The 20490-nt window shown below is 47.5% G+C and carries 23 protein-coding genes; 2 read left to right on the top strand and 21 right to left on the bottom strand.

What is annotated here, in order from left to right; translation table 11 throughout:
• Positions 1-114: 114 nt before the first annotated feature.
• From ARB69_RS09110 to mtaB, 5 genes are all read right to left on the bottom strand, one after another.
• Positions 115-582 carry a Fur family transcriptional regulator gene (locus ARB69_RS09110; protein WP_025656755.1) on the bottom strand — a complete coding sequence of 156 codons (468 nt, stop codon included), beginning with the start codon at positions 580-582 and terminating at the stop codon, positions 115-117.
• A gap of 106 nt (positions 583-688) precedes the next feature.
• Positions 689-949, bottom strand: coding sequence for a DUF1292 domain-containing protein (locus ARB69_RS09105; RefSeq protein ID WP_025656754.1), 261 nt, complete (start codon positions 947-949; stop codon positions 689-691).
• A 51-nt stretch (positions 950-1000) separates the two neighbouring features.
• Entirely contained in the window at positions 1001-1447 is a 447-nt protein-coding gene (ruvX, locus tag ARB69_RS09100; protein ID WP_050638751.1) for a Holliday junction resolvase RuvX, read from the bottom strand.
• A gap of 5 nt (positions 1448-1452) precedes the next feature.
• On the bottom strand, positions 1453-1716 hold the full coding sequence (locus ARB69_RS09095) for an IreB family regulatory phosphoprotein (RefSeq protein WP_009003184.1): 264 nt from the start codon (positions 1714-1716) through the stop codon (positions 1453-1455).
• Positions 1717-1887: 171 nt separating this feature from the next.
• Entirely contained in the window at positions 1888-3210 is a 1323-nt protein-coding gene (gene mtaB / locus ARB69_RS09090) for a tRNA (N(6)-L-threonylcarbamoyladenosine(37)-C(2))-methylthiotransferase MtaB (protein ID WP_050638752.1), read from the bottom strand.
• Positions 3211-3487: 277 nt separating this feature from the next.
• Between mtaB and ARB69_RS09085 the strand changes: the two genes are divergently transcribed.
• The gene (locus ARB69_RS09085; RefSeq protein ID WP_050638753.1) at positions 3488-3724 is read left to right on the top strand and encodes an HPr family phosphocarrier protein; all 237 of its coding nucleotides are present in this window, start codon (positions 3488-3490) and stop codon (positions 3722-3724) included.
• Positions 3725-3933: 209 nt separating this feature from the next.
• On the opposite strand, the gene thiI is transcribed toward ARB69_RS09085, so the two are convergent.
• From thiI to ARB69_RS09040, 9 genes are all read right to left on the bottom strand, one after another.
• Positions 3934-5115, bottom strand: coding sequence for a tRNA uracil 4-sulfurtransferase ThiI (gene thiI / locus ARB69_RS09080; RefSeq protein ID WP_055152747.1), 1182 nt, complete (start codon positions 5113-5115; stop codon positions 3934-3936).
• A 53-nt stretch (positions 5116-5168) separates the two neighbouring features.
• Positions 5169-6326, bottom strand: a complete 1158-nt coding sequence (locus ARB69_RS09075) for a cysteine desulfurase family protein (RefSeq protein WP_050638755.1) — start codon at positions 6324-6326, stop codon at positions 5169-5171.
• Between the two features lie 119 nt (positions 6327-6445).
• Positions 6446-7189, bottom strand: a complete 744-nt coding sequence (locus tag ARB69_RS09070; protein ID WP_050638756.1) for a 16S rRNA (uracil(1498)-N(3))-methyltransferase — start codon at positions 7187-7189, stop codon at positions 6446-6448.
• Positions 7190-7241: 52 nt separating this feature from the next.
• Entirely contained in the window at positions 7242-8195 is a 954-nt protein-coding gene (gene prmA / locus ARB69_RS09065; RefSeq protein WP_050638757.1) for a 50S ribosomal protein L11 methyltransferase, read from the bottom strand.
• Entirely contained in the window at positions 8192-9571 is a 1380-nt protein-coding gene (locus ARB69_RS09060; protein WP_055152745.1) for an MATE family efflux transporter, read from the bottom strand. The genes prmA and ARB69_RS09060 overlap by 4 nt, the downstream gene beginning before the upstream one ends.
• Positions 9572-9836: 265 nt before the next feature.
• Positions 9837-10739: a DMT family transporter gene (locus ARB69_RS09055; protein WP_055152743.1), complete on the bottom strand. Its 903-nt coding sequence runs from the start codon at positions 10737-10739 to the stop codon at positions 9837-9839.
• A gap of 57 nt (positions 10740-10796) precedes the next feature.
• Positions 10797-11225, bottom strand: a complete 429-nt coding sequence (locus ARB69_RS09050) for an MOSC domain-containing protein (RefSeq protein ID WP_055152741.1) — start codon at positions 11223-11225, stop codon at positions 10797-10799.
• Positions 11226-11227: 2 nt separating this feature from the next.
• A complete protein-coding gene (moaA, locus tag ARB69_RS09045) occupies positions 11228-12229 on the bottom strand; it encodes a GTP 3',8-cyclase MoaA (RefSeq protein WP_055152739.1) in 1002 nt (333 codons plus the stop codon).
• A complete protein-coding gene (locus ARB69_RS09040; protein ID WP_050638762.1) occupies positions 12226-12750 on the bottom strand; it encodes a MogA/MoaB family molybdenum cofactor biosynthesis protein in 525 nt (174 codons plus the stop codon). The genes moaA and ARB69_RS09040 overlap by 4 nt, the downstream gene beginning before the upstream one ends.
• Before the next feature lie 360 nt (positions 12751-13110).
• On the opposite strand from ARB69_RS09040, the gene ARB69_RS09035 reads away from it, so the two are divergent.
• On the top strand, positions 13111-13962 hold the full coding sequence (locus tag ARB69_RS09035; protein WP_055152738.1) for an Rpn family recombination-promoting nuclease/putative transposase: 852 nt from the start codon (positions 13111-13113) through the stop codon (positions 13960-13962).
• Between the two features lie 339 nt (positions 13963-14301).
• On the opposite strand, the gene ARB69_RS09030 is transcribed toward ARB69_RS09035, so the two are convergent.
• The 7 genes from ARB69_RS09030 to ARB69_RS09000 all read right to left on the bottom strand — a co-directional run bounded on the left by ARB69_RS09030 (position 14302) and on the right by ARB69_RS09000 (position 20439).
• A complete protein-coding gene (locus tag ARB69_RS09030; RefSeq protein WP_055152736.1) occupies positions 14302-15651 on the bottom strand; it encodes an alanine/glycine:cation symporter family protein in 1350 nt (449 codons plus the stop codon).
• A 75-nt stretch (positions 15652-15726) separates the two neighbouring features.
• A complete protein-coding gene (locus ARB69_RS09025; protein ID WP_167702489.1) occupies positions 15727-16464 on the bottom strand; it encodes a PepSY domain-containing protein in 738 nt (245 codons plus the stop codon).
• 89 nt (positions 16465-16553) lie between these two features.
• On the bottom strand, positions 16554-17927 hold the full coding sequence (locus ARB69_RS09020; RefSeq protein ID WP_055152794.1) for a sensor histidine kinase: 1374 nt from the start codon (positions 17925-17927) through the stop codon (positions 16554-16556).
• A 162-nt stretch (positions 17928-18089) separates the two neighbouring features.
• On the bottom strand, positions 18090-18770 hold the full coding sequence (locus ARB69_RS09015; protein ID WP_055152734.1) for a response regulator transcription factor: 681 nt from the start codon (positions 18768-18770) through the stop codon (positions 18090-18092).
• Between the two features lie 24 nt (positions 18771-18794).
• Positions 18795-19286: a GNAT family N-acetyltransferase gene (locus ARB69_RS09010; RefSeq protein WP_055152732.1), complete on the bottom strand. Its 492-nt coding sequence runs from the start codon at positions 19284-19286 to the stop codon at positions 18795-18797.
• Positions 19287-19332: 46 nt separating this feature from the next.
• Complete coding sequence (locus ARB69_RS09005) at positions 19333-19959, bottom strand: CatA-like O-acetyltransferase (RefSeq protein ID WP_055152730.1); 627 nt, start codon at positions 19957-19959, stop codon at positions 19333-19335.
• Positions 19960-20019: 60 nt separating this feature from the next.
• Positions 20020-20439 carry a pyridoxamine 5'-phosphate oxidase family protein gene (locus tag ARB69_RS09000; RefSeq protein WP_055152728.1) on the bottom strand — a complete coding sequence of 140 codons (420 nt, stop codon included), beginning with the start codon at positions 20437-20439 and terminating at the stop codon, positions 20020-20022.
• Positions 20440-20490 lie beyond the last annotated feature (51 nt).

Below are 20490 nucleotides of genomic sequence, written 5' to 3'. Positions count from 1 at the left end.
TATGTACTTACTTCATTAATGTCCAGAACATGCCGTGCGCACCTGAAGTGTGTGAACAGCACCTACTTCTGCGCATGAAAAAAACAGCAACCCTCCGTTACATTTAACAACGGATTATTTGCTTTTACTGAGGCATTCTTTACAAAGTCCGTAAAATTTCAGTTCGTGATCCAGCACATGGAATCCTGTATCCTCCTCAATATGACGCTCCAGTTCCTCCAGGAGGTCATCTTCAAAAGGAAGTACCTTTCCACATGTCCTGCATATTAGATGATGATGGCTGTGCTTTGTATCACCTTCAAAAATATGTCCGATCTCATATCTGACACACCCGTCATCTAAATTAATGCGGTCCACCAACTGCATTTCAAGGAGCAGCTGCAAAGTACGATAAACGGTGGCAAGTCCAATCTCAGGATAGCCCTCCTTTATCACTTCGTATATGTCTTCAGCCGCCATATGGCTGCCGCTGTTCTTAGCCAGCGTTTGTAAAACCAGCAATCTCTGCTGTGTTACTTTTAAGCCTTTTTCTCTCAGTTTTACTTTAAGCAGTTCCTGCACTTTTTCCTGTTCCATTGCCATACTCCGATTCATTAGCAGTAAGTAAATCTATTGTAAAAATCTTTTGCCTTTTATGGCCTACCGCAGCCCGGCCCCGTAAACTTATGCCGCACGGCGGATACAGATCTTACATTTCAATATCTACGTCCTCCAGCAGTTCCTCAAAAACCTTGGAAACCGCCAGAAGCTCAGTATCATCTTCAACAACCTCATAGACACTGTCCGCATCCTCTGCAGAACTCATGTCCTTTAATATGAGACATTCCGCGTCATCTTCTTCTGAGTCTGTGACCAGTATGTATACAGCACCATTAATTTTTGTCTGTTCCAGAACAAAAAATTCTACTGTTTCACTTGTATCCTCAAATGTAAATTTAATCTTTTCCATACAAATGTCCCCTTATTTCCGCAGCCACTGCATCTGCCCGCAGGCCGTGCTTTACTTGCCCTGCCCGGTCTGCCTCTGCAAATATACAGAATCCAGATATCCCTGCAGGATGAATATTGCCGCAATCTTGTCAATATACTTTTTCCGGTTCTCACGTCTCACATTGCTCTCAATCAAAGTCCGCTCTGCCTCCACGGTCGTCAGGCGCTCATCCCACATGATGACTTCCAGCCCGGTGCGCCGCGCAAGCATATCCCTGAACTCTAAAGATTTCTCCGCACGTTCTCCTATGTCGTTATTCATATGTTTTGGAAAACCAAGCACGATCTTCTCCACCTCGTATTCAGAAACCAGTTCTTCGATACGCGCCAGAGTCCGCCTCAGCTTGTTCTCCTCTTTTCTCTGAATTGTTTCAATTCCCTGGGCAGTAAGTCCCAGAGCATCGCTGATCGCGACGCCGACTGTCTTCGTGCCATAATCAAGTCCCATAATCCTCATAATGATTATTCCCAGGAATTGTGCGTAATATACGCTTTTAACAATTCTTCTACCAGTTCATCCCTCTCCACTTTCATCACCAGGCTTCTTGCGCCGTTATAACTTGTGATGTAAGTCGGATCGCCGGACATGATATAACCGACAATCTGGTTCACCGGGTTATACCCCTTCTCTTTCAGAGCTTTGTATACGATCTCCAGAATATCCCTTGCGGAAATCTGGGGACCCGGCTCTACCTGAAAGAATTGGGTGTTGCTTAAATCGCTCATTTCTTCTCCTCCATTTTTGTGTACCCTGTTGTTTTAGTGCTATCTGTATTTTCCAACAATCTTTTGATAAATCCGTTACTATTCACGGCCCAGGGGCCGCACATAGTAACATAAATCCGGCATTCTTGCCTAGTACCCTATTTACAATTCTAATATAAACACTGCTAAAATTCAATGTATAATTTGTAAATCATTTTCAATTTCAACTTTTACGATACAATTCTGCTGATTTTTATCCGCGTCTAGTGCAATTTTCATATACTCTTTTGTATGGCCGGCCAGCTTTTTCCTGCCATTTTGTTCTATTTCTTCCTCGAGCAGAACTTCCACTTCTTTTCCGATAAAACTTTTCTCGTAGGCCAGTCTCTTTTTCTCATTCAGGGCAAGCAGAATCTCACTTCTTTGTGACTTTACCTGTTCCGGCACCTGATTTTCCATGACCGCAGCCTTTGTGCCCTGCCTTTTTGAGTATTTAAAAATATGGGTCTCATAAAAGTCTACCTTATCCACAAATGCCCTGGACTGCTCGAATTCTTCTTCTGTCTCCCCGGGGAATCCGACGATGATGTCGGTTGTCAGCGCGGGATGATCAAAGTACTTTCTCAGCAGCCGGCATTTTTCATAGTATTCCCTGCTGTCGTACCTTCTGTTCATTCTTTTCAGAGTCGCATCGCACCCACTCTGCAGAGACAGATGAAAATGCGGACAAAGCTTTTCGAGTGACGAAAGCCTCTTCGCAAACTCTTCCGTTATGATGCGCGGCTCCAGAGAACCCAGGCGTATCCTTTTGATCCCCCCGATCTCATGCACCGCCTGAATCAGGGACAGCAGGTTTTCCGGCTCCTCCAGGTCAATCCCATAGGAACTCAGATGGATTCCTGTGAGGACGACTTCCTGGTACCCGTTTTCTGCAAGGCGTTTTACCTCCTCCATCACATCTTCTTTTGCCCGGCTTCTCACACGTCCCCTCGCATAGGGAATAATACAGTAAGAACAGAACTGATTGCAGCCGTCCTGTACCTTAATATAAGCCCTCGTATGCTCCCCCGTCTTTGACAGGCGCAGGGGTTCGTATTCCTTCGTATGATTGATATCTATCAATTCCCTGGCGAATACGGAGTTGTGACCAGCCGTTTCTTTTGCATGATGCTTGTTTTCATATTCTTCCAGGATAGTCAGCAGATCCTGTTTCTTATTATTGCCAATCACAATATCAATACAGGGATCTATCTCCTGCTTGTCCTCCTGCGCCTGCACATAGCATCCCGCAGCGACCACCACCGCATCCGGATTCATCTTCCTGGCCCGGTGGAGCATCTGCCTGGACTTGCGGTCCGCAATATTTGTCACGGTGCAGGTGTTAATAATGTAGATATCCGCGCCTTCTTTAAACGGAACGATTTGATACCCTGCATTCTCCAACATTTCCTGCATCGCCTCAGTCTCGTAAGCATTCACTTTACACCCCAGATTGTGCAGTGCAACTTTCTTCATAAATTAATTCTCCTATTTTCTTGTCTAAATTGTTGTAACAGTTCAGGCAAACCTGAACTGTTACGCATCCAGCCTATTAGAATTCGCCCGCGGCGAAGAACTGGATGCCGTCAGCCACTATGTTTACGTGCGGTCTGCACAGTAAATGCACAGACCTGTCTGAGCTGTTATAAATTGTTACTTTTTTCCTTCTTTGTTTCTTGACTTTTAAACTGTCTTCTCGTAGAATAGACATAGGGTAAAACCCTGTAAATGTATATTAAGGAGGGATTTCACGATGAAAACAGTACAGATTTCTTTAAACTCGATCGACAAAGTAAAATCATTTGTAAATGAAATTACAAAATTTGATAATGACTTTGATTTAGTATCCGGAAGGTATGTCATAGATGCCAAATCAATCATGGGTATTTTCAGTTTAGATCTTTCAAAACCGATCGAACTGAACGTACATGCTGAGGGTAATGTAACAGACGACATTCTCAGCGCACTGGATCCATACATTATTAAATAGTAAGTGGCTCAACACCACAAAAACAAAAAGCGTGTCCGCCCCGGACACGGTATACAGAATGCCGGATTGGCATACATCTGCATGATATGAGCTGTCTCACAAGAGGCAGCCCTTTTTATATAATAGAAAAATGCCCGGCATTTTCCTATTATATGAAACTCTCCGGGGGATGCACACGCCGCAGCCGGAAGAGTCATCCCCCCGGCACACTACTTCACTGTCAGTATCTCTGTCGTATCAATTGCCGTCTTCACAAGCTCATCTATCTTCTCTGTCAGATTCAGCTCCGACTTTTCAATCCGCTCCAGATTCGGTTTTGTAACCGGATGTTTTGCCACAAAGATGGTGCAGCAGTCTTCAAATGGCTGGATCGAAGTCTCATACGTATCGATCTTCTCTGCGATTTCCACGATTTCCCGTTTATCAAATCCGATCAATGGGCGGTAAACAGGCAGCGTGCACACTGCGTTTGTGGCCGCAAGGCTCTGCATGGTCTGGCTCGCAACCTGTCCGATGCTTTCCCCTGTGATCAGGCCCAGGCAGCCGTTCTCCTTTGCAAAATGCTCCGCAATCTTCATCATATATCTGCGCATAATAATGGTAAGCTCCTCATGCGGGCATTTTTCATAGATATAGAGCTGGATATCCGTGAAATTAACAACGTGCAGCTGAACCGGCCCTGCGTACCTGGAAACCAGTCTGGCCAGATCAACCACCTTTTCTTTCGCCCTCTCGCTGGTATACGGCGGAGCATGGAAATACGTGGCGTGCAGCCCGACTCCCCGCTTTGAGATCATATAGCCTGCAACTGGGCTGTCGATTCCGCCGGACAGCAGAAGCATGGCGCTGCCGTTCGTACCCACAGGCATACCGCCGGGTCCCGGTATGATCTCGGAATAAAGATAGATCTCCTCCCGCACCTCCACATTCAGCCGGATATCCGGATTGTGCACGTCTACCTTCATTCCCGGGAATGCATCCAGTATCACCCCGCCCAGCTCGCAGTTGATTTCCATCGAAGTCATGGGATACTGTTTTCGGCTTCTCCGGGCCTCTACCTTGAATGTCTGGGTCCCATCGGGATACATTTCCTGCATATAGGATATAACATCCTTGGAAAGCTGCTCGAATCCCCGGTCTTCCACACGCACGACCGGGCAGATTCCCACGATTCCGAATACTCTCTTCAGGCTCTCTATCGTCTCTTCATAGTCATACTCGCCTTCACATTCCACATAGACCCTGCCTTGGGCTTTGTGAACATAGAATTCTCCGTCTACCCCTTTTAACGCAAAGCGCATCTGGCGGACCAGAGCGTCCTCAAACAGATATCTGTTTTTACCCTTAATACCGATTTCTCCGTATTTAATCAAGAATGAATGAAATCTCATCTCTCTCTCCTTATGTGCTGCGTTTCCTGCATCCTGGCAGGAAACGCAAGATTTTAGTGTCTTGTATATTTCCGAAGCATTGGAACACAATTATATAACGTCTCCAGCGTATAGTCAATTTCTTCTTTTGTGGTGAACTCCGACATACTGAATCTCAGCGTTGCATCCAGATACTCTTTCGGCGCTCCGATTCCTTTGAGCACACCGCTGACAGACGGATGATTGGAGGAGCATGCCGAACCGGACGAAACGTAGATTCCTTTATCTTCCAGGGCATGCAGAAGCACTTCGCTGCGGATTCCGGCAATTCCAACACTAATTATATGGGGCGCGCTGTTCTCATCAGTCAGGCCGTGTACAGCGATATTCTCGATTCCGGAGATTCCTTCCAGAAAATATGCCTTCAATTCCCGCATCAAGGCCACCTTCATATCCAAATCACTGTAGATCATCTGCGCCGCCAGACCAAGCCCGGCAATCCCCGGAACATTTTCCGTCCCGGAACGGATATTCTTCTGCTGTTCCCCTCCGAACACGATCGGTTTTATCTTCACCTTTTCATTGATATAAATAAATCCGGTTCCCTTCGGCCCATGAATCTTATGTCCGCTGGCAGTCAGCATGTCGATTCCCTGCCTTTTCGGGTATATGTGATATTTGCCAAATCCCTGTACCGCGTCTGAGTGGAATAAAATGTTCGGGTTATATTTCTTTACGATCTGAACCGCCTCGTCTACGGGCTGCACAGAACCGACTTCATTATTCACATACATCATTGATACGAGGATCGTGTCTTCACACAGAGCTTCCTTCAAAGCTTCCATTTTTGCCCTTCCATGTGCATCTACCGGCAGGTATGTGATGCGGAAGCCCTCCTCTTCTTCAAGATACCGCATTGTATTCAGAATAGCAGGATGCTCAATTGCTGTTGTAATCAGATGGTTACCGGCCCGCTTATTTGCACGGGCGGCGCCGATCAGCGCAAGATTATCGCTTTCGGTTCCTCCTGAAGTAAAAAAGATTTCCTTCGTGTTCACCTTCAGAATCCTGGCCAGTCTCTCTTTCGCCTCTTTCACGTACCGTTCTGCTTCCACGCCTTTTCTGTGCATAGAAGAGGGATTGCCGTAATCCTGGCACATCACTTTATAAACCAAATCCCCAACTTCCGGATAGCATCTGGTCGTTGCTGAATTATCCAAATATACTTCCATGATATTCTTCCTTTACTGTTTCTTATTATTACACTATGCTTTCCGAACACTTAATGTTCAGAAAGATCCTTTCCCGCAGCAATGAAATCACCGAAAATACTCTGCCTGGAACGTAAAAATTACACGGAAGGCTCCAGGTGGTACATCAGAATGGACAAAATCGTTAATCCGGCCGTCTCCGTGCGCAGTATCCTTCTGCCCAGCGTGATGGGAAGTGCTCCCATATTCACGGCTTTTTCTATCTCTTCTTCCTCGAATCCGCCCTCCGGTCCGATAAATATTCCAATGCTCTGCCCCGGCTCAACAGACGAAATCAGCCGCTTTGTCTCTTCCATTCCTTTTGCCAGTTCATATGGGATCAGCACAATATCCAGCCCCGCCGCATATTCCAGCGCTGCGCCAAAACTTTTCACCTGCGTCACCTGCGGAATGATGCTGCGGCCGCATTGCTTTGCGGCGCTCAGGGCGATCGCGTTCCAGCGCTCTGTTTTTTTGGCCGCCTTCTTCTCATCCAGCTTTACCACTGCACGGTTGGTTCCCACCGGGATCACCTCATAGACTCCGAGCTCCACGGCTTTCTGGATAATCAGTTCCATTTTATCACTTTTGGGCAGCCCCTGAAACAGGTAAATCTTAGATGGCAGCTCGGCAGGCTCTCCTGCTGATGACAAAATCCGGAGAATCACAGCTTCCTCTTCATACCGGTCTATCTCACACAGATATTCTTTCCCTGCTCCGTCACTGATTTCCACCTCTTCTCCAGGCTTCATGCGGAGCACATTTTTTATATGGTTTACGTCCGGCCCGCCAATCTCTATCACTGTTTCATGAACCCTGGACGGTTCTGTAAAAAAACGATGCATCTCACATCCCCCACTTTCTTCTGAATCTGCCTCTTTCTGACGCCGTCTCTTTCTAACTCTTTCTTGCAGTTACAGATACCCATTCACCCTGGTAAGTCACTTCCAGCACTTCCAGTCCGGCTTCCTCCACTGCGCGGATCACGGTCTGTTCCTTATCATCGATAATACCGCTGGTAATATAAATACCGCCTGCCTTCATGTGGTTCACGATCACCGGTGTCAGCTCCACCAACACGTCCGCCAGAATATTTGCCGCAACAATATCGTACCGGGCGTATCCTGCTTTTTCCTGTACCGCCTTATCATCAATGATATTCCCGATCATCACTTCGTACTGATCACGGTTGATTCCATTGACCTCCATATTCTCATTGGTGGCATTTATCGCACAGGGATCCAGATCCGTACCCACGGAATAGGCTGCCCCGAACTTCAGCGCCAGCATACCCAGGATACCGCTCCCGCAGCCCACATCCAGAATCTGTGTCTCAGAAGTCACATATTTGCGCAGCTGACGGATGCAAAGCTGCGTGGTCTCATGCATGCCCGTGCCAAATGCAGTACCCGGATCGATGTGGATCACAAGTTTGTCGCTGTCTTCCGGCTTAACATCCTCCCAGGATGGAATGATCAGGATATCATCCACATAGAACTGATGGAAATACTGCTTCCAGTTGTTCACCCAGTCGACGTCCTCTGTCTGGGACTCCTCTATGATGCATTCTCCCACATCCACATAGGAAGACATCTCCTCCAGTTCTCTTCTGACATCGCCGAGAATCTTTTCTTTATCCGCTTCCACTTCCAGATAAAAGTTCAGGTATGCCACTCCGTCATCTGCTTCCCCCTCGGGGAGAATATCTACAAACATCTGCTCTTTGTCCGCCTGCGTCAGCGGAACCTTATCCACGATCTCCACTCCCTGGATTCCCAGGTCCATCAGCATGCTGCTGACAATATCTTCCGCTTCTGTTGTCGTCTTTAACCGGAAACTATTCCATTTCATCTCATCTTTTCCTCCTGAAATAATCTTCTTAATCTCTTCATCACCTGAAAAAATGCCGGAATCAGAAACAAGTCTGCAGCCAGCCACGCAAGCCCGTTGCCAAGGCACACTGCTCCATATCCGAAGGCCGGCACCAGAATAAATCCTGTAAATCCTCTCGCCGCCATTTCACACACTCCTGCGAGTATGGCAAACATACTGTATCCCATACCCTGTATCAGAAAACGTACAATATTTACCGCGGCAAGCAGCATGTAACAGACCGCGGAGCCCAGCAGGTACTGGTACACCTGTCCCAGAATCTGGCTTTCCCCTTTATCGATAAACAGCCAGGCAATCTGCTTTCCCCACAGAACAGTAATTCCCAGTGCCACTGCAGAATAAACCGCTCCGATGATAAGACAGCCTTTCAAACCTTTGCTGATCCGGTCCAGACGCTTGGCCCCTACATTCTGACCGCCGTAGGTCGCCATGGTAGACCCCATCGCATCAAAGGGACAGCACAAAAGCATCTGGATCTTGGAAGCCGCAGTCACCGAAGCCACCGCCATAGACCCCAGAGAATTCACCGCAATCTGCAGAATCACGCTGCCGATGGCAGTGATGGAATACTGCAGCCCCATAGGAATTCCCATCCTGCACAGCGGGCCGACATATCTTCGGTTCAGTTTCCAGTCCTCTTTCTGAAGCCGCAGAATCGGGAAATGCTTCATCATATAGAAAAGACACAGTATCCCCGAAACCGCCTGGGATGCTACCGTTGCATAGGCAGCTCCCGCCACACCCATCTTAAACACTACAATAAACAGCACATCCAGCAGAATATTCAGCAGAGAGGACACGGTAAGGAAAAGGACCGGCGTCCTCGCATCTCCAAGTGAGCGGATGTAGCCGGAGAGCAGATTATATAGAAAAATGGCCGGAATGCCCGCAAATATCACAACAATATACTGGTAGGCCCCGTCGATAATATCGGACGGGGTGTTCATAAGTTCCAGAATCTGGCGGCACAGTACCACTGTGATGCCTGTCATCACCGCCGCAAATATCACGCTCAGAGTTGCCCCGTTTCCGGCCGATTTGCGAAGCCCCCGCTCATCTTTTGCGCCGAACTTCTGTGCAACCGGTATTGCAAATCCATTGCATATCCCCATACAGAATCCAATGACACAAAAATTCACAGAACCCGTGGCGCCCACAGCCGCAAGCGCTTTAACCCCCAGAAACCGGCCGACAATCACGGTATCCGCCATATTATAAAACTGCTGGAATAAAAATCCAAATATCATAGGCAGGGTAAATTCCAGAATCAGTTTGACCGGGCTTCCCTGTGTCATATCTTTCATCAATGTTTTCTTTTTTACTGTATTTTTCATCTTCTAAGCCTCTGTATTTCTTCCTCATGTTATGGCCGCTTTTCGGCAATCCATTGTCCACTATATAACTTTTCAGACACACATGCAAGAAATTTTTCAGACGCCAGAGGAATCAGCATCCGGTCCGATGCTGTTCAGACCGTGCTGTACGCAGCCGCTGTGTGTGAACAGTCTCCTCTTTTCTGCTCTTTACAGGCCGTCCCGCAGGCAGCGGCATTTTATTAATTTAACCGTAAGATTACAGGCAGACCTGGACTGTTACATTTTAACGCAATTTCTCAGGGATTGCCAGTATAAACAGTGTGGACAGGACAAGCGCAAACCCCAGAATATCCATTTTCATAAATCTGGTGCCCAGGAATACCGCCGCTACAACTGAGGCCGCGACCGGCTCCACACAGGAAAAAAGCCCGGCATATACAGAACCGGTGTACTTTACTGCGGACAGATAAAAGCAGAACGGCAAGATTGTCCCTACGGTGATAATCGTAACAAAAGCCGCCGCAACCTGAACATCGATCACAACAGGTATCCGCCACGGCCTCGTCACAGCCATCAGTACCAGGCCTCCCACAATCATCCCCCAGGCGCTGACTGCTTCCGCGCTGTACCGTTTAACCAAAGGCGCCGGGAGCACACCGTAAAAGCAGGTCGTCACTGCCAAAAGCATTCCAAGTAAAAACCCTTTTGGGGAAATCGCCAGTGACGAAAGATTTCCGTGCGTCGCAACGATGGCAATCCCGGAGATTGCTGCCAGAACAGCTGCGATCTCCTTCTTCCCCGGCATAATTTTATAAACAACAGCGAAAAATAAGATCAGCATGGCCGGGTTCAGGTACTGAAAAATTGTGGCCGTCCCGGCATCCATCTCCTGCACGGCGGAGAAAAAGGTAAACTGCATGCCCAGCATGCCGAATACCCCGAATAGAACCAGCCTGCACGCATCCGTCTTCTCCTTCCAGACACTGGTAATATCCTGCCCCCTTACTCCCGCATAGATCAGCAGGAGCAGCCCGGCAAAAACCAGGCGGAAGGGTACAAGCCATTCGGAAACGATATTTTTTCTTTCAAATAAGTATTGTGCCGCGGGACTTGTAATCCCCCACAGCATACCTGCCATAAAGGCATACAGACATCCCTTTAACTTTACATTTCGATTCTGTGCCATTCTTATCAGTCCTCATATTCCAGCTGGTGTATGCTTCGTAAATTCTTCCTTTTCATTTCAAATCACTTCCAGGATATCCCCCGTCCGGATTGTCCCCCCTCTTATCACGATTGCAAAGACGCCTTCCCTTGGCATAATGCAGTCGCCCATTTTCTGAAAGATCTCGCAGCCGTGATGGCATTCCTTTCCGATCTGTGTCATCTCCAGGATCACATCATTGCACTGAAAACGGGTTCCTACAGGGAATGTCTTAAAATCGATCCCTTCAACAACCAGATTCTCCCCAAAAGCGCCGTCGGCCACCTCCGCACCTCGCTTGCGGAAATCCTCTATTTTATCATAAGAAAGAAGGCTCACCTGTCTGTGCCATTTCCCGGCGTGGGCATCCCCCTCAATCCCAAAATCTTCTATAAATACTGCCTCCCCGACATTGGTCTTCTGTGTCCCCTTTGCAGGGCTTGTACAAACAGCAATTACTTTTCCCATGTTTATCCTCCGATTCTTGACATTTGTTTTCCTTCCAGCGGCCCCTCATTCTCTGTCCCCTGTCTCTCATCTCTTTTCAGCGTGAACTGATGGCACCGGGGCTTTTCAAATATGACCTTCCCGATGACCTCATCCAGCTTTGCATCATCGGCCCCGCTTCTCAGCAGACGCCTTAAATCCGCCCCTTTGGAATACTGCAGGCAAGGCTTTAAAAGACCTTCCGCAGTCAGGCGGACCCTGTTGCAGCTTCCGCAGAACTGGTGTGAAATGGCGCTGATGAAACCTATTTTCCCGGAAAAGCCCGGAAAAGCAGCATAAACTGCGGGACCATTTCCAAAGCTTCCGGATAAAAACCTCGGATCACCATACGCTTGTTTCAGCACCCGGCACACCTCCTCCTGGCTGCTGCCGGCACAGGATTTTCCAAGCCCGATGGGCATCATCTCTATAAACCGCACATCCACCGGCTCATTCTTTGCCAGTTCCGCCAGGGGAACCCACTGGGTTTCATTGACTCCCTGCAGAGCGACACAGTTGACTTTCACCCGGATGCCCGGATACTTAAGCGCCGCCTCCAGACCTTCCATCGCTTTCCCAAGCTCGTCCCGTCTGGTAATCTGTGCATACTGTTCCCGTTCCAGCGTATCGAGGCTGATATTAACAGCATCCAGGCCCGCTTTCGCCAGTTCTTCGATCTGTCCTGCAAGCAGCACTCCGTTCGTTGTCAAAGTAATCTGCTCTATTCCATCTATTTGCCTAAGTTCATACAAAAGGCCGCTGATGCCCTTTCTCACCAGCGGCTCTCCGCCTGTCAGCTTGATCTTTGAGACCCCCTTGTCCGCACAGATCCGGCAGATCCTGGCAATCTCGCTGTAAGTCAGGATCTCATTGTGCGCGACCTGCTCGACTCCCTCCTCGGGCATACAGTAGCTGCACCGGAGATTGCACCTGTCTGTTACAGACACTCTCAGATATTCTATTTCCCGTCCATACTGATCCGTCATGCTTTTGCCCCCGGTTTTTTAGCTTCGCTTCCACACTCCCCCGTGACTCCCTTCATGATCTCCAGTCCATGGGACAGGGACGGCAGAATATATTCCAGATTTTCCTTCACCGCTTTCGGGCTGCCCGGAAGGTTAATAATCAGAGTCTTCCCCCGCATCACGGAGGCTCCCCTGCTCAGCATGGCACGCGGGGTAATCTGCAGCGAGGCATACCGCATCGCCTCGGCAATTCCCGGCGCATTCCTTTCCGCCACGGCAAGAGTTGCCTCCGGCGTGCAGTCCCTCGGTGAAAATCCCGTCCCGCCGGTGGTAAGAATCAAGTCTGTCTCCCTCTCGTCGCAGAGTTCTGTCAGCTTCTCCTCAATCATCATCTGCTCATCCGGCAGCAAAACCATCTCCGTCACCTCATATCCGGCGCGCTCAATCATCTCCCGGATCAGCGGTCCGCTTTTATCCTCCCGCTCCCCGGCGTATCCCTTGTCACTCAGTGTAATAATCGCTGTTTTCCATTTTATCGGCATCCTATTTCTGCTCCTTATATAATACGGCTTTTAAATCTTCCAATTTTTTAACGATTCACTATATTATAGCATGAACATGCGTCCCTTAAAAGACCCGAATCATCCATGGCTTTGTCCATTGACAGTCCGCATATATATATGGTAATGTTAATAAATCCAATAAAATGAATTGGATGCATTTCAAACATTCTTTGTATTCATTATTTTGAAATATCTAATTTCAATCCTAAGGGCAGTTTCGCCCGATAATTCAATGTTTGGAGAAATCAAAGATCGCAGGGAGGGATGCCTATGCTTGTTTTTTCGCGTGCCAAATACTATTAACAGATGAAAATATATGTTAAAATAGAGGAGAAATATATGGACACAAAGCGAAAAATAAAACCGCTAAAAGAACTGAACCTTACAAACCGCTTTTTATTTGATGAAGTATTGGAAGACCCAGGCGCTCATCAGGATGTATTAAGTATTATTTTTGGGCGCACTGTTCCGCTGCTTAATAAAAATGAGACAGAAAAGGAACTTAGAGTGTCACCGCTTTTGCGTACAATCCGATTAGATGTATTTTCTATGGACGAAGAAGCTGCCATTTATAATACGGAGATGCAGCAGAAAAAGAAAGGGGATCTGGCAAAAAGGAGCAGGTACTATCAGGCTATAATAGACGCCTCTCTTTTGGAGCCAGGGGTACCCGATTATAGCCAACTGAATACAGCGTACATAATTATGATTATGACATTTGATTTGTTTGGATATGAGAAATATATGTATACTTTCAAATCCAGATGTGAGGAGGTACCAGAGTGCTGCCTGGAGGACGGAGCAGTACGGATATTTTTAAATACACGCGGTAAGAACAGACATGAGGTGTCAGAAGAACTGATGCAGTTTCTTTACTATCTGGAACATACAAATGATGAGACAGCAATGAATACAATCAGCGAGCGGATTAAGCGTATACATCAGCGGGTACGTAAGGTGAAAACGAGCGAGGAAGCAGGGGTGAGATATATGCAGGCTTGGGAAGAAAGATATTATGAGCGTGAAGAAGCCAGAAATGAGGGAATAGAGCAGGGAATCAAAGCATTGGTACTGGATTATATTGAGGAAGAATTTGACAAGGATAAAATTATAAAAAAATTACAGAAAAGGTTCACAATGACTGAGGACAAAGCAAAGGAGTATTATGAAAGATTCAGGCAAACAGAATAAAGGAGTATCTATGCCATTTTTAAAGTCTTAGCGTTCATATTAGAGTCCCTTAAGGAAAAACATAGAGAATACCGCTGGACCGCTATTCTCTCGTATAACTCAAAGTAAATAGCATGATGGTTCGCTACGTATAATTTTTCGAGAGTGCAGATGCAAAAACGCAGGCATAGTGGGTTACGCTGAGGCTTTTGCATCTGTGCTTTCGTGAAATCAGACGGGCGAAGCATTGTGCTATTTATTTTTCGGTGTACTAGTTTTATCTTTAGGGACTCTTACGTAAACGGAGGGGCTTTTTAAAATGGCATAGACACTCCGGCATGAGGCAGGCTTCCCGGTTATTCAGCGTCCCCCGCCTCTTACACTCCCAAAGCTCGCCCCAGTCTCCCGAATCACCACTTTCCGGAGCATCCAGATGCAAAGTATGTTAGGAATCGCCATAAATGAGTTAAATAGATCCGATACCGTCCACACAAGATCCAGGGACATCACTGCCCCCAGATATACCGCCGCTATATAGGCGATTCTAAAGGGAAGGATTTTTTTATTTCCCCACAAATACTGCACCGCACACTCGCCATAATAGCTCCACCCAATGATAGAGGCATAGGCAAAAAGCACCAGCGAGACGGACAGCATCGTGCTCCCGCCTATCGGCAGTTTTTCAAATGCCAGGAAGCACAGCTGGTCATCCGCAGCCCCAATATAGATCCCCGGCTCACTTAACATACTGCTCACGATCGCGATCCCGGTGATTGCACACATCACGACCGTATCCCAGAATGGCCCTGTCATGGAAATGATTCCCTGCTTAACCGGGGAACTGGTTCTGGATGCAGCCGCAGTCATGGGGATGGAGCCCAGACCCGCCTCATTTGTAAACAGTCCCTTTGAGATTCCCGTCCGCATGCCCACCATCACAGCTGTGCCGGCAAGCCCTCCGAATACTGATTTGGAGGTAAATGCAGACTTCACAATCACAGCTAGTGCCGCCCCCAGATATGCCCGGTTTATCCAGATCAGGAACAGGCAGCCGCCGAAATAAAAAACACTCATAAAAGGAACCAGATATGTACACACTTTTGAGATCTGTTTTGCACCGCCGAGCATCACGGCCCCCACCAGGACTGCCGCAATGATTCCGATTATGGACGGGGAAATCGGAAATTCCACCTGCACCGCGGCGCAGATTGAATGTGACTGGACGCTGCTTCCCATTCCCAGGGAAGCCAGGATTGTGCTGACGGCAAACACCACCGCCGCACTTTTCTGATGCAGCACCTTTTCCATCACGTACATCGGTCCGCCGGTATATGAACCGTCCGGCCTTCTTATTTTGTATTTTGCGGATAGGAAGCACTCGGCATAGCAGGTTGCTATACCAAACACTCCGGTCAGCCAGCACCAAAACACCGCACCAGGCCCTCCTATGGCAATCGCGGCAGAGATGCCCACGATATTCCCTGTACCAATTGTAGCCGCCAGCGCAGTCGCCAGCGCAGAAAAGGGCGAGATTCCATCGTCACCGGCTTCTTTTTTGGAGAAGCTAAGCCGTATTCCCAGAGGGATCTTGCGCTGGATAAAACCAAGCCTGACGGTAAAATACAAGTGGGTACCCAGAAGAACCACCAGCATCGGCATTCCCCACAAGTACCCGTAGATCGATTTCATGATCTGTGATAATGTCTCCATGTCATAACCCCGCAAACGGATATCACTCTATTTATATGACAGGAGTCCCCACTTTATCATCTTCTCTCATTTACATTATTCTTTTCTCCATTCCAAAAACGCGCCGGTCATGGCATGGATCTCAAAATCGTATTTATGTCCGCCGTATATAATGTCGCCCTCGTACTTATACCCGCCGTCATCGTACTCCAGCGCAATCACAATATCATCCTTACCCGCGCCCTCCACACGCTCCAGGGCCAGCTCTTGTGCCTCCTTCAGATTGACACCGATCAGCTGATCCTTATTATTCTCCATATAAGTCTGCAGATCCTGTAGGTGATACGTAACAGACTGCAGTTCTTCGTTTACTTCATCCAGATTATCCTGAAGGCCTTCGTTGTCTAAGTCTTTTTCCTCCCGCGCAAGCAGATCCTCTAACCGCTGCTTCTGCTCCTCAAGGCCTTCTTTTAACGCCTTTGCTTCCTCGAGCTGGGTCTGGATATCCAGCTTGTACTGTGCGTCCTGCTGGCGTGCATATGTGCTTTCACTTTCTGCCTTTAATATCGTTCCGTCATCGGCCAGAATTTCATACTCATATTCCATCTTGCTTTCCGTATTCATAAAATAAACATCATAGACAGACTTCCCGTCCTCTTTTTCTCTGGAAACCTGAAGTCTGGACGCCTCTTTCTCATCAGTCTGTGAATCTTCGAAGGCTATTTCCTTAGCTTTCTCTTCCCCAATCCCTTTTTTGGAGCATCCGGGCATCAAAACCGCAGATACCATACACAGTACGGCAGCATATACCTTCAAACCATTCTTTATCTTCATCTTCTTTCCTCCTTTCGGCAGGTACATATTAGTCTCCCCGCATCTGTCATTTCATATTCTCAGTATACCTGCCTTAGATTAAAGAAAGATTAAAAAATACCGTCAGGAAAGAAAAATTGAAACGTACTGCCCTCCCCGCTTCTGCTCTCTGCCTCAACGCCGCCTCCATGTGCCTCCAGAATCCATTTCACCATCGGAAGCCCCAGCCCCACATGTTCGTCTGAGGTTCTTGACTGATCGGCACGGTAGAATCTCGTCCAGATATGCGGAAGTTCCGCTTGTGATATACCGATTCCGTCATCCAATACCGAGCCAATAATACACCCTTCCTTTTTGAAAAGGGTCACCCGTATACAGCCGCCTTGTCTGCCGTATGCGGCTGCATTTGAAAGCAGATTGTCCAGCATATGTATATATAAGGTTTCATCCACACAGGCATACACCTCCGGCTCTATCTCAGTCTCTATTGTTATCTTCTTTTCCCTTGCAGCGTTCTCCAGTTCCTGCACGCACATCAGGGTCAGCTCGCTCAGGTTCAGATATTCCCGGTTCAATTCCAGCATCCCCCGTTCTCCGCGGGATAAAAGCAGCAGCTTTGAGATCATGCCCGCCATCTCCTCTGCCTTTTTCTGCACGACCCGTACCCTGGCGCGCTGTTCCTTTGGCATCTCCCTGCTCTGCAGTAGTTCTTCACACTGGGCGAGTATCACGCTGACCGGAGTTCTGAGTTCATGGGATACATCGGAAGTAAACTGCTTTTCGCGCTCAAAGGATTCTTCCAGCCGTTCCAGTGTCTGATCAAAGGTAACAGCCAGTGTATAGATCTCGTCCCGGCTTTTATCTTTGCGTTCTAAAGGGAACACAATCCGCCTGGACAGGTCTCCGTCCTTTTGGATCTGCTGTACGGTGTCTGTCATCTGCTTCACGGGAAGCAGCGTCCGCCGTGTAAAGTAATAACACGCCGCCGCTGTGGCCACAGCAAGCAGAGGCAGCAGTACAGCGGCAAACCTCTGCGTGATACGGAAGCTGTATTTCACCCTGTCCACAGAAGTAATGCCTCTCACATAGATATTTCCGTGGATTCCATCGTTGTGCAGCAAATCATAGACATACCAGGCCTGTCCGCCCTGGGACACGGTCTGAAGACTTTCTACCTCAAACGCAGGCTGCTCCTCAAATTCATAAGGAATCCTGCCATAGAGAAATTCGCCCGCGCCGTCATAGAGTGACAGATAGACATTTTGTTCCAGATCGTAGAAATCTGCATCCACCTCCAGCTCCCAGTCCTTATAACTGATATATCTAACCCCTTTCTGCACCTGTCTTTTCAGCGTTTCCTGGGCAGAGAGGAGGACTTCCCTGCTGCTGAGCGAGAACAGGATCGCCAGAACCGTACCGATTATAATGATCAGAAATGAAGAGTATAAGAGCGTCAGCTTCATCTTCAGGGAAAATCTTCTCATAGCTACCTCCAGATTCAAGCAGGGTTTCCGTAACAGTTCAGACAGGTCTGCGCATTTACTGCGCAGACCGTACGAAAACATAATGGTTGCAGGCATTCAGGTCTCCGCTCCGCTTAGATCCGTGCTAAACGTGCGCCATGCGCTGCATTACAAGACAGACGGTTATCCACAGTTCTTCACTTTCAGGACATATCCTGTTCCGCGCACCGTATGGATAAGTTTTATTTCAAATTCCTCATCGATTTTCTTTCTCAAATAGCGGATATACACATCAATCACATTGGAACCGCCCGGATAATCATAATTCCAGAGATGCTGCTCCAGTTTTTCCCGCGACAGCACGATCCCCTCATTCTGGACCATATACCTGAGTAGCGCAAATTCTTTCCCGGAAAGCGCAATCTGCTTTCCACCGCGCATAACCTCATGGGTATCCAGATGTACTTCCAGATCAGCTATTCTGCAGCATACCCCGCCTGTGTCCCGGGGGGATCTCAGCAGCACCCTGATCCGGGCCAGCAGTTCCTCAAATGCAAAAGGCTTGACCAGATAATCATTGGCTCCGGCATCCAGTCCCGCCACCCGGTCTTCGATACTGTCCCGTGCCGTCAGCAGCAGAACCGGTATATTCCCGCCCTGTGCCCTGAGCCGTTTTAAGACAGTCAGCCCATCCACGCCCGGCATCATAATATCCAGAATCACAGCATCATAGTCCGCGGCCTCGAGGTAATCCAATGCCGCCTGCCCGTCCATGCAGGAATCTACGCTGTAATGCTCTCCCCGCAGCTTATCTAGAATCAGCCGGTTCAGATCCGGCTCATCTTCCGCCAGTAAAATCCTCAATACCGCACCTCCTGGTACTCTAATCTAATCTGTCGTTTTACACGCCAGCTCTTTTAACGTATTACCTGCAAGACGGTAAACCGTCCACTCTTCCATCGGCTCGGCTCCCAAAGATAAATAAAAGTCAATACTGGGCTTATTCCAGTCAAGACAAGACCACTCAAGCCTGCCGCAGCTTCTTTCGACTGCGGTCTGAGCCAGCTTTTTCAAGATGCCTTTCCCATAACCGCGCCCCCGATATTCCGGAAGAACAAATATATCTTCAAGATATAGTCCCGCCCGTCCCAGAAAAGTAGAAAAGTTATGAAAAAATAAGGCAAAACCAACTTCCCGGTTATCCGCCATGGCAAAGATAACTTCCGCCTTTTGCTTTTCAAACAGTGATTCTTCCAACAATTCTACCGTTGCAATTAATTCATTTTCCATTTTTTCGTATTTTGCAAGATCCCTGATAAACTTTAAAATAAGTTCCGTATCCTCTCGTTCTGCATAACGAAACGTTAATGATTCTGCCATTTTCAGTCCTCCAAATTTCAAGATTCATTTAAGCTTCTCACTATTGCTAAAACTCATTCAGATATTTTTGCAGCCCATCTGCAAATTTCCCAATATGTATACCGTCTACGAATGAATGATGTGCCTGCACAGATAAAGGCATAACGATCCGTTCATCCTTTTCGTAATATCTGCCCCAGTCGAATAAAGGTGTGGCGTTATCTTTTCTACCTGAATTTGTATGGGAGATGTGAGTATATGTGATCCACGGCATTGGAGAACATTGAAACACATCATTCCCCAAAGGTCCGGTAAAATACTCTCTCTGCTCTCTGGCTGTCTTGGCGGCGAGTTCCACATAATCCTGCATATTCTCCTGCATGGGCACATTAACTACCTTGAATAATTCACTCTCCGTATTTAAATATGTAAATGCGGTATCAATCTTGTCAAACAAAACAACCTGACCATCCAAAAAACGGTATCTGAACGCTTCTATCTCATTCGCGCACTTACACACAGCATACACAATAGCAAGGGTAAAAGAGTATTTATGCTGTTTTACCTTTTTCAGAAAATTCGTAACATCTGCCTCAAAGGTTACACAAAAAGCAGGCTCAACACTATTCCTAAAAACCATACAGTGCATAGCCCTCTCCCAACTTTTTTCATCAATTACCTGATAATGATTCAATACAATTACACGCCCCTTCCAGATATCATTTATAAAAAATGATATCACAAAAATAATAGTTTATTCAATATCGAACGTTTCGGAACTAAAATTGCTATAAAACCGCCCCTGTCTTGCTGTAAAACGCAAAACACAATAATCCGGGTCGGTCACCCCCTCCGGATAATACATCGTATCCCCATCCTGCCAGATCATCTCCTTATAAACACGATCTTCCAGTACCTCCATAGTACCAGTCAACATCACGCCCCGGAAAAATCTTCTGTCACAAAAATAAATACAGGCCTGTGGATTCTTCCGATACTGCATTACCCTCATAGAAGAAGTATTCGTAGTAAAATAAAACACCCGAATCCCCTCCCTTTTCCTAGGCGGCAGCATAGCCTTCGTATTAGGAAACCCTTTCTCATCCACAGAACTGATAAAAGACACCCCCTGCTTATCAATCAAATTCCCAATCGTTTTTACCGGATCTCTCATTTTCTTACTCTCCTCCTTATCATAATCCCTATTATAAATGAACCAGGCTCT

It is taken from the genome of Faecalicatena contorta (assembly GCF_001404335.1).
GTDB lineage: Bacteria > Bacillota > Clostridia > Lachnospirales > Lachnospiraceae > Faecalicatena > Faecalicatena contortus_B.
The sequence above is the reverse complement of the archived record's forward strand: the minus strand, read 5'-3'. Positions and strand labels throughout refer to the sequence as shown.

Coding starts and splice junctions, on each gene's coding strand:
- ARB69_RS09110 (WP_025656755.1), bottom strand. CDS start 582: ATGGCAATGGAACAGGAAAAAGTGCAGGAACTGCTTAAAGTAAAACTG.
- ARB69_RS09105 (WP_025656754.1), bottom strand. CDS start 949: ATGGAAAAGATTAAATTTACATTTGAGGATACAAGTGAAACAGTAGAA.
- ruvX (WP_050638751.1), bottom strand. CDS start 1,447: ATGAGGATTATGGGACTTGATTATGGCACGAAGACAGTCGGCGTCGCG.
- ARB69_RS09095 (WP_009003184.1), bottom strand. CDS start 1,716: ATGAGCGATTTAAGCAACACCCAATTCTTTCAGGTAGAGCCGGGTCCC.
- mtaB (WP_050638752.1), bottom strand. CDS start 3,210: ATGAAGAAAGTTGCACTGCACAATCTGGGGTGTAAAGTGAATGCTTAC.
- ARB69_RS09085 (WP_050638753.1), top strand. CDS start 3,488: ATGAAAACAGTACAGATTTCTTTAAACTCGATCGACAAAGTAAAATCA.
- thiI (WP_055152747.1), bottom strand. CDS start 5,115: ATGAGATTTCATTCATTCTTGATTAAATACGGAGAAATCGGTATTAAG.
- ARB69_RS09075 (WP_050638755.1), bottom strand. CDS start 6,326: ATGGAAGTATATTTGGATAATTCAGCAACGACCAGATGCTATCCGGAA.
- ARB69_RS09070 (WP_050638756.1), bottom strand. CDS start 7,189: ATGCATCGTTTTTTTACAGAACCGTCCAGGGTTCATGAAACAGTGATA.
- prmA (WP_050638757.1), bottom strand. CDS start 8,195: ATGAAATGGAATAGTTTCCGGTTAAAGACGACAACAGAAGCGGAAGAT.
- ARB69_RS09060 (WP_055152745.1), bottom strand. CDS start 9,571: ATGAAAAATACAGTAAAAAAGAAAACATTGATGAAAGATATGACACAG.
- ARB69_RS09055 (WP_055152743.1), bottom strand. CDS start 10,739: ATGGCACAGAATCGAAATGTAAAGTTAAAGGGATGTCTGTATGCCTTT.
- ARB69_RS09050 (WP_055152741.1), bottom strand. CDS start 11,225: ATGGGAAAAGTAATTGCTGTTTGTACAAGCCCTGCAAAGGGGACACAG.
- moaA (WP_055152739.1), bottom strand. CDS start 12,229: ATGACGGATCAGTATGGACGGGAAATAGAATATCTGAGAGTGTCTGTA.
- ARB69_RS09040 (WP_050638762.1), bottom strand. CDS start 12,750: ATGCCGATAAAATGGAAAACAGCGATTATTACACTGAGTGACAAGGGA.
- ARB69_RS09035 (WP_055152738.1), top strand. CDS start 13,111: ATGGACACAAAGCGAAAAATAAAACCGCTAAAAGAACTGAACCTTACA.
- ARB69_RS09030 (WP_055152736.1), bottom strand. CDS start 15,651: ATGGAGACATTATCACAGATCATGAAATCGATCTACGGGTACTTGTGG.
- ARB69_RS09025 (WP_167702489.1), bottom strand. CDS start 16,464: ATGAAGATAAAGAATGGTTTGAAGGTATATGCTGCCGTACTGTGTATG.
- ARB69_RS09020 (WP_055152794.1), bottom strand. CDS start 17,927: ATGAGAAGATTTTCCCTGAAGATGAAGCTGACGCTCTTATACTCTTCA.
- ARB69_RS09010 (WP_055152732.1), bottom strand. CDS start 19,286: ATGGCAGAATCATTAACGTTTCGTTATGCAGAACGAGAGGATACGGAA.
- ARB69_RS09000 (WP_055152728.1), bottom strand. CDS start 20,439: ATGAGAGATCCGGTAAAAACGATTGGGAATTTGATTGATAAGCAGGGG.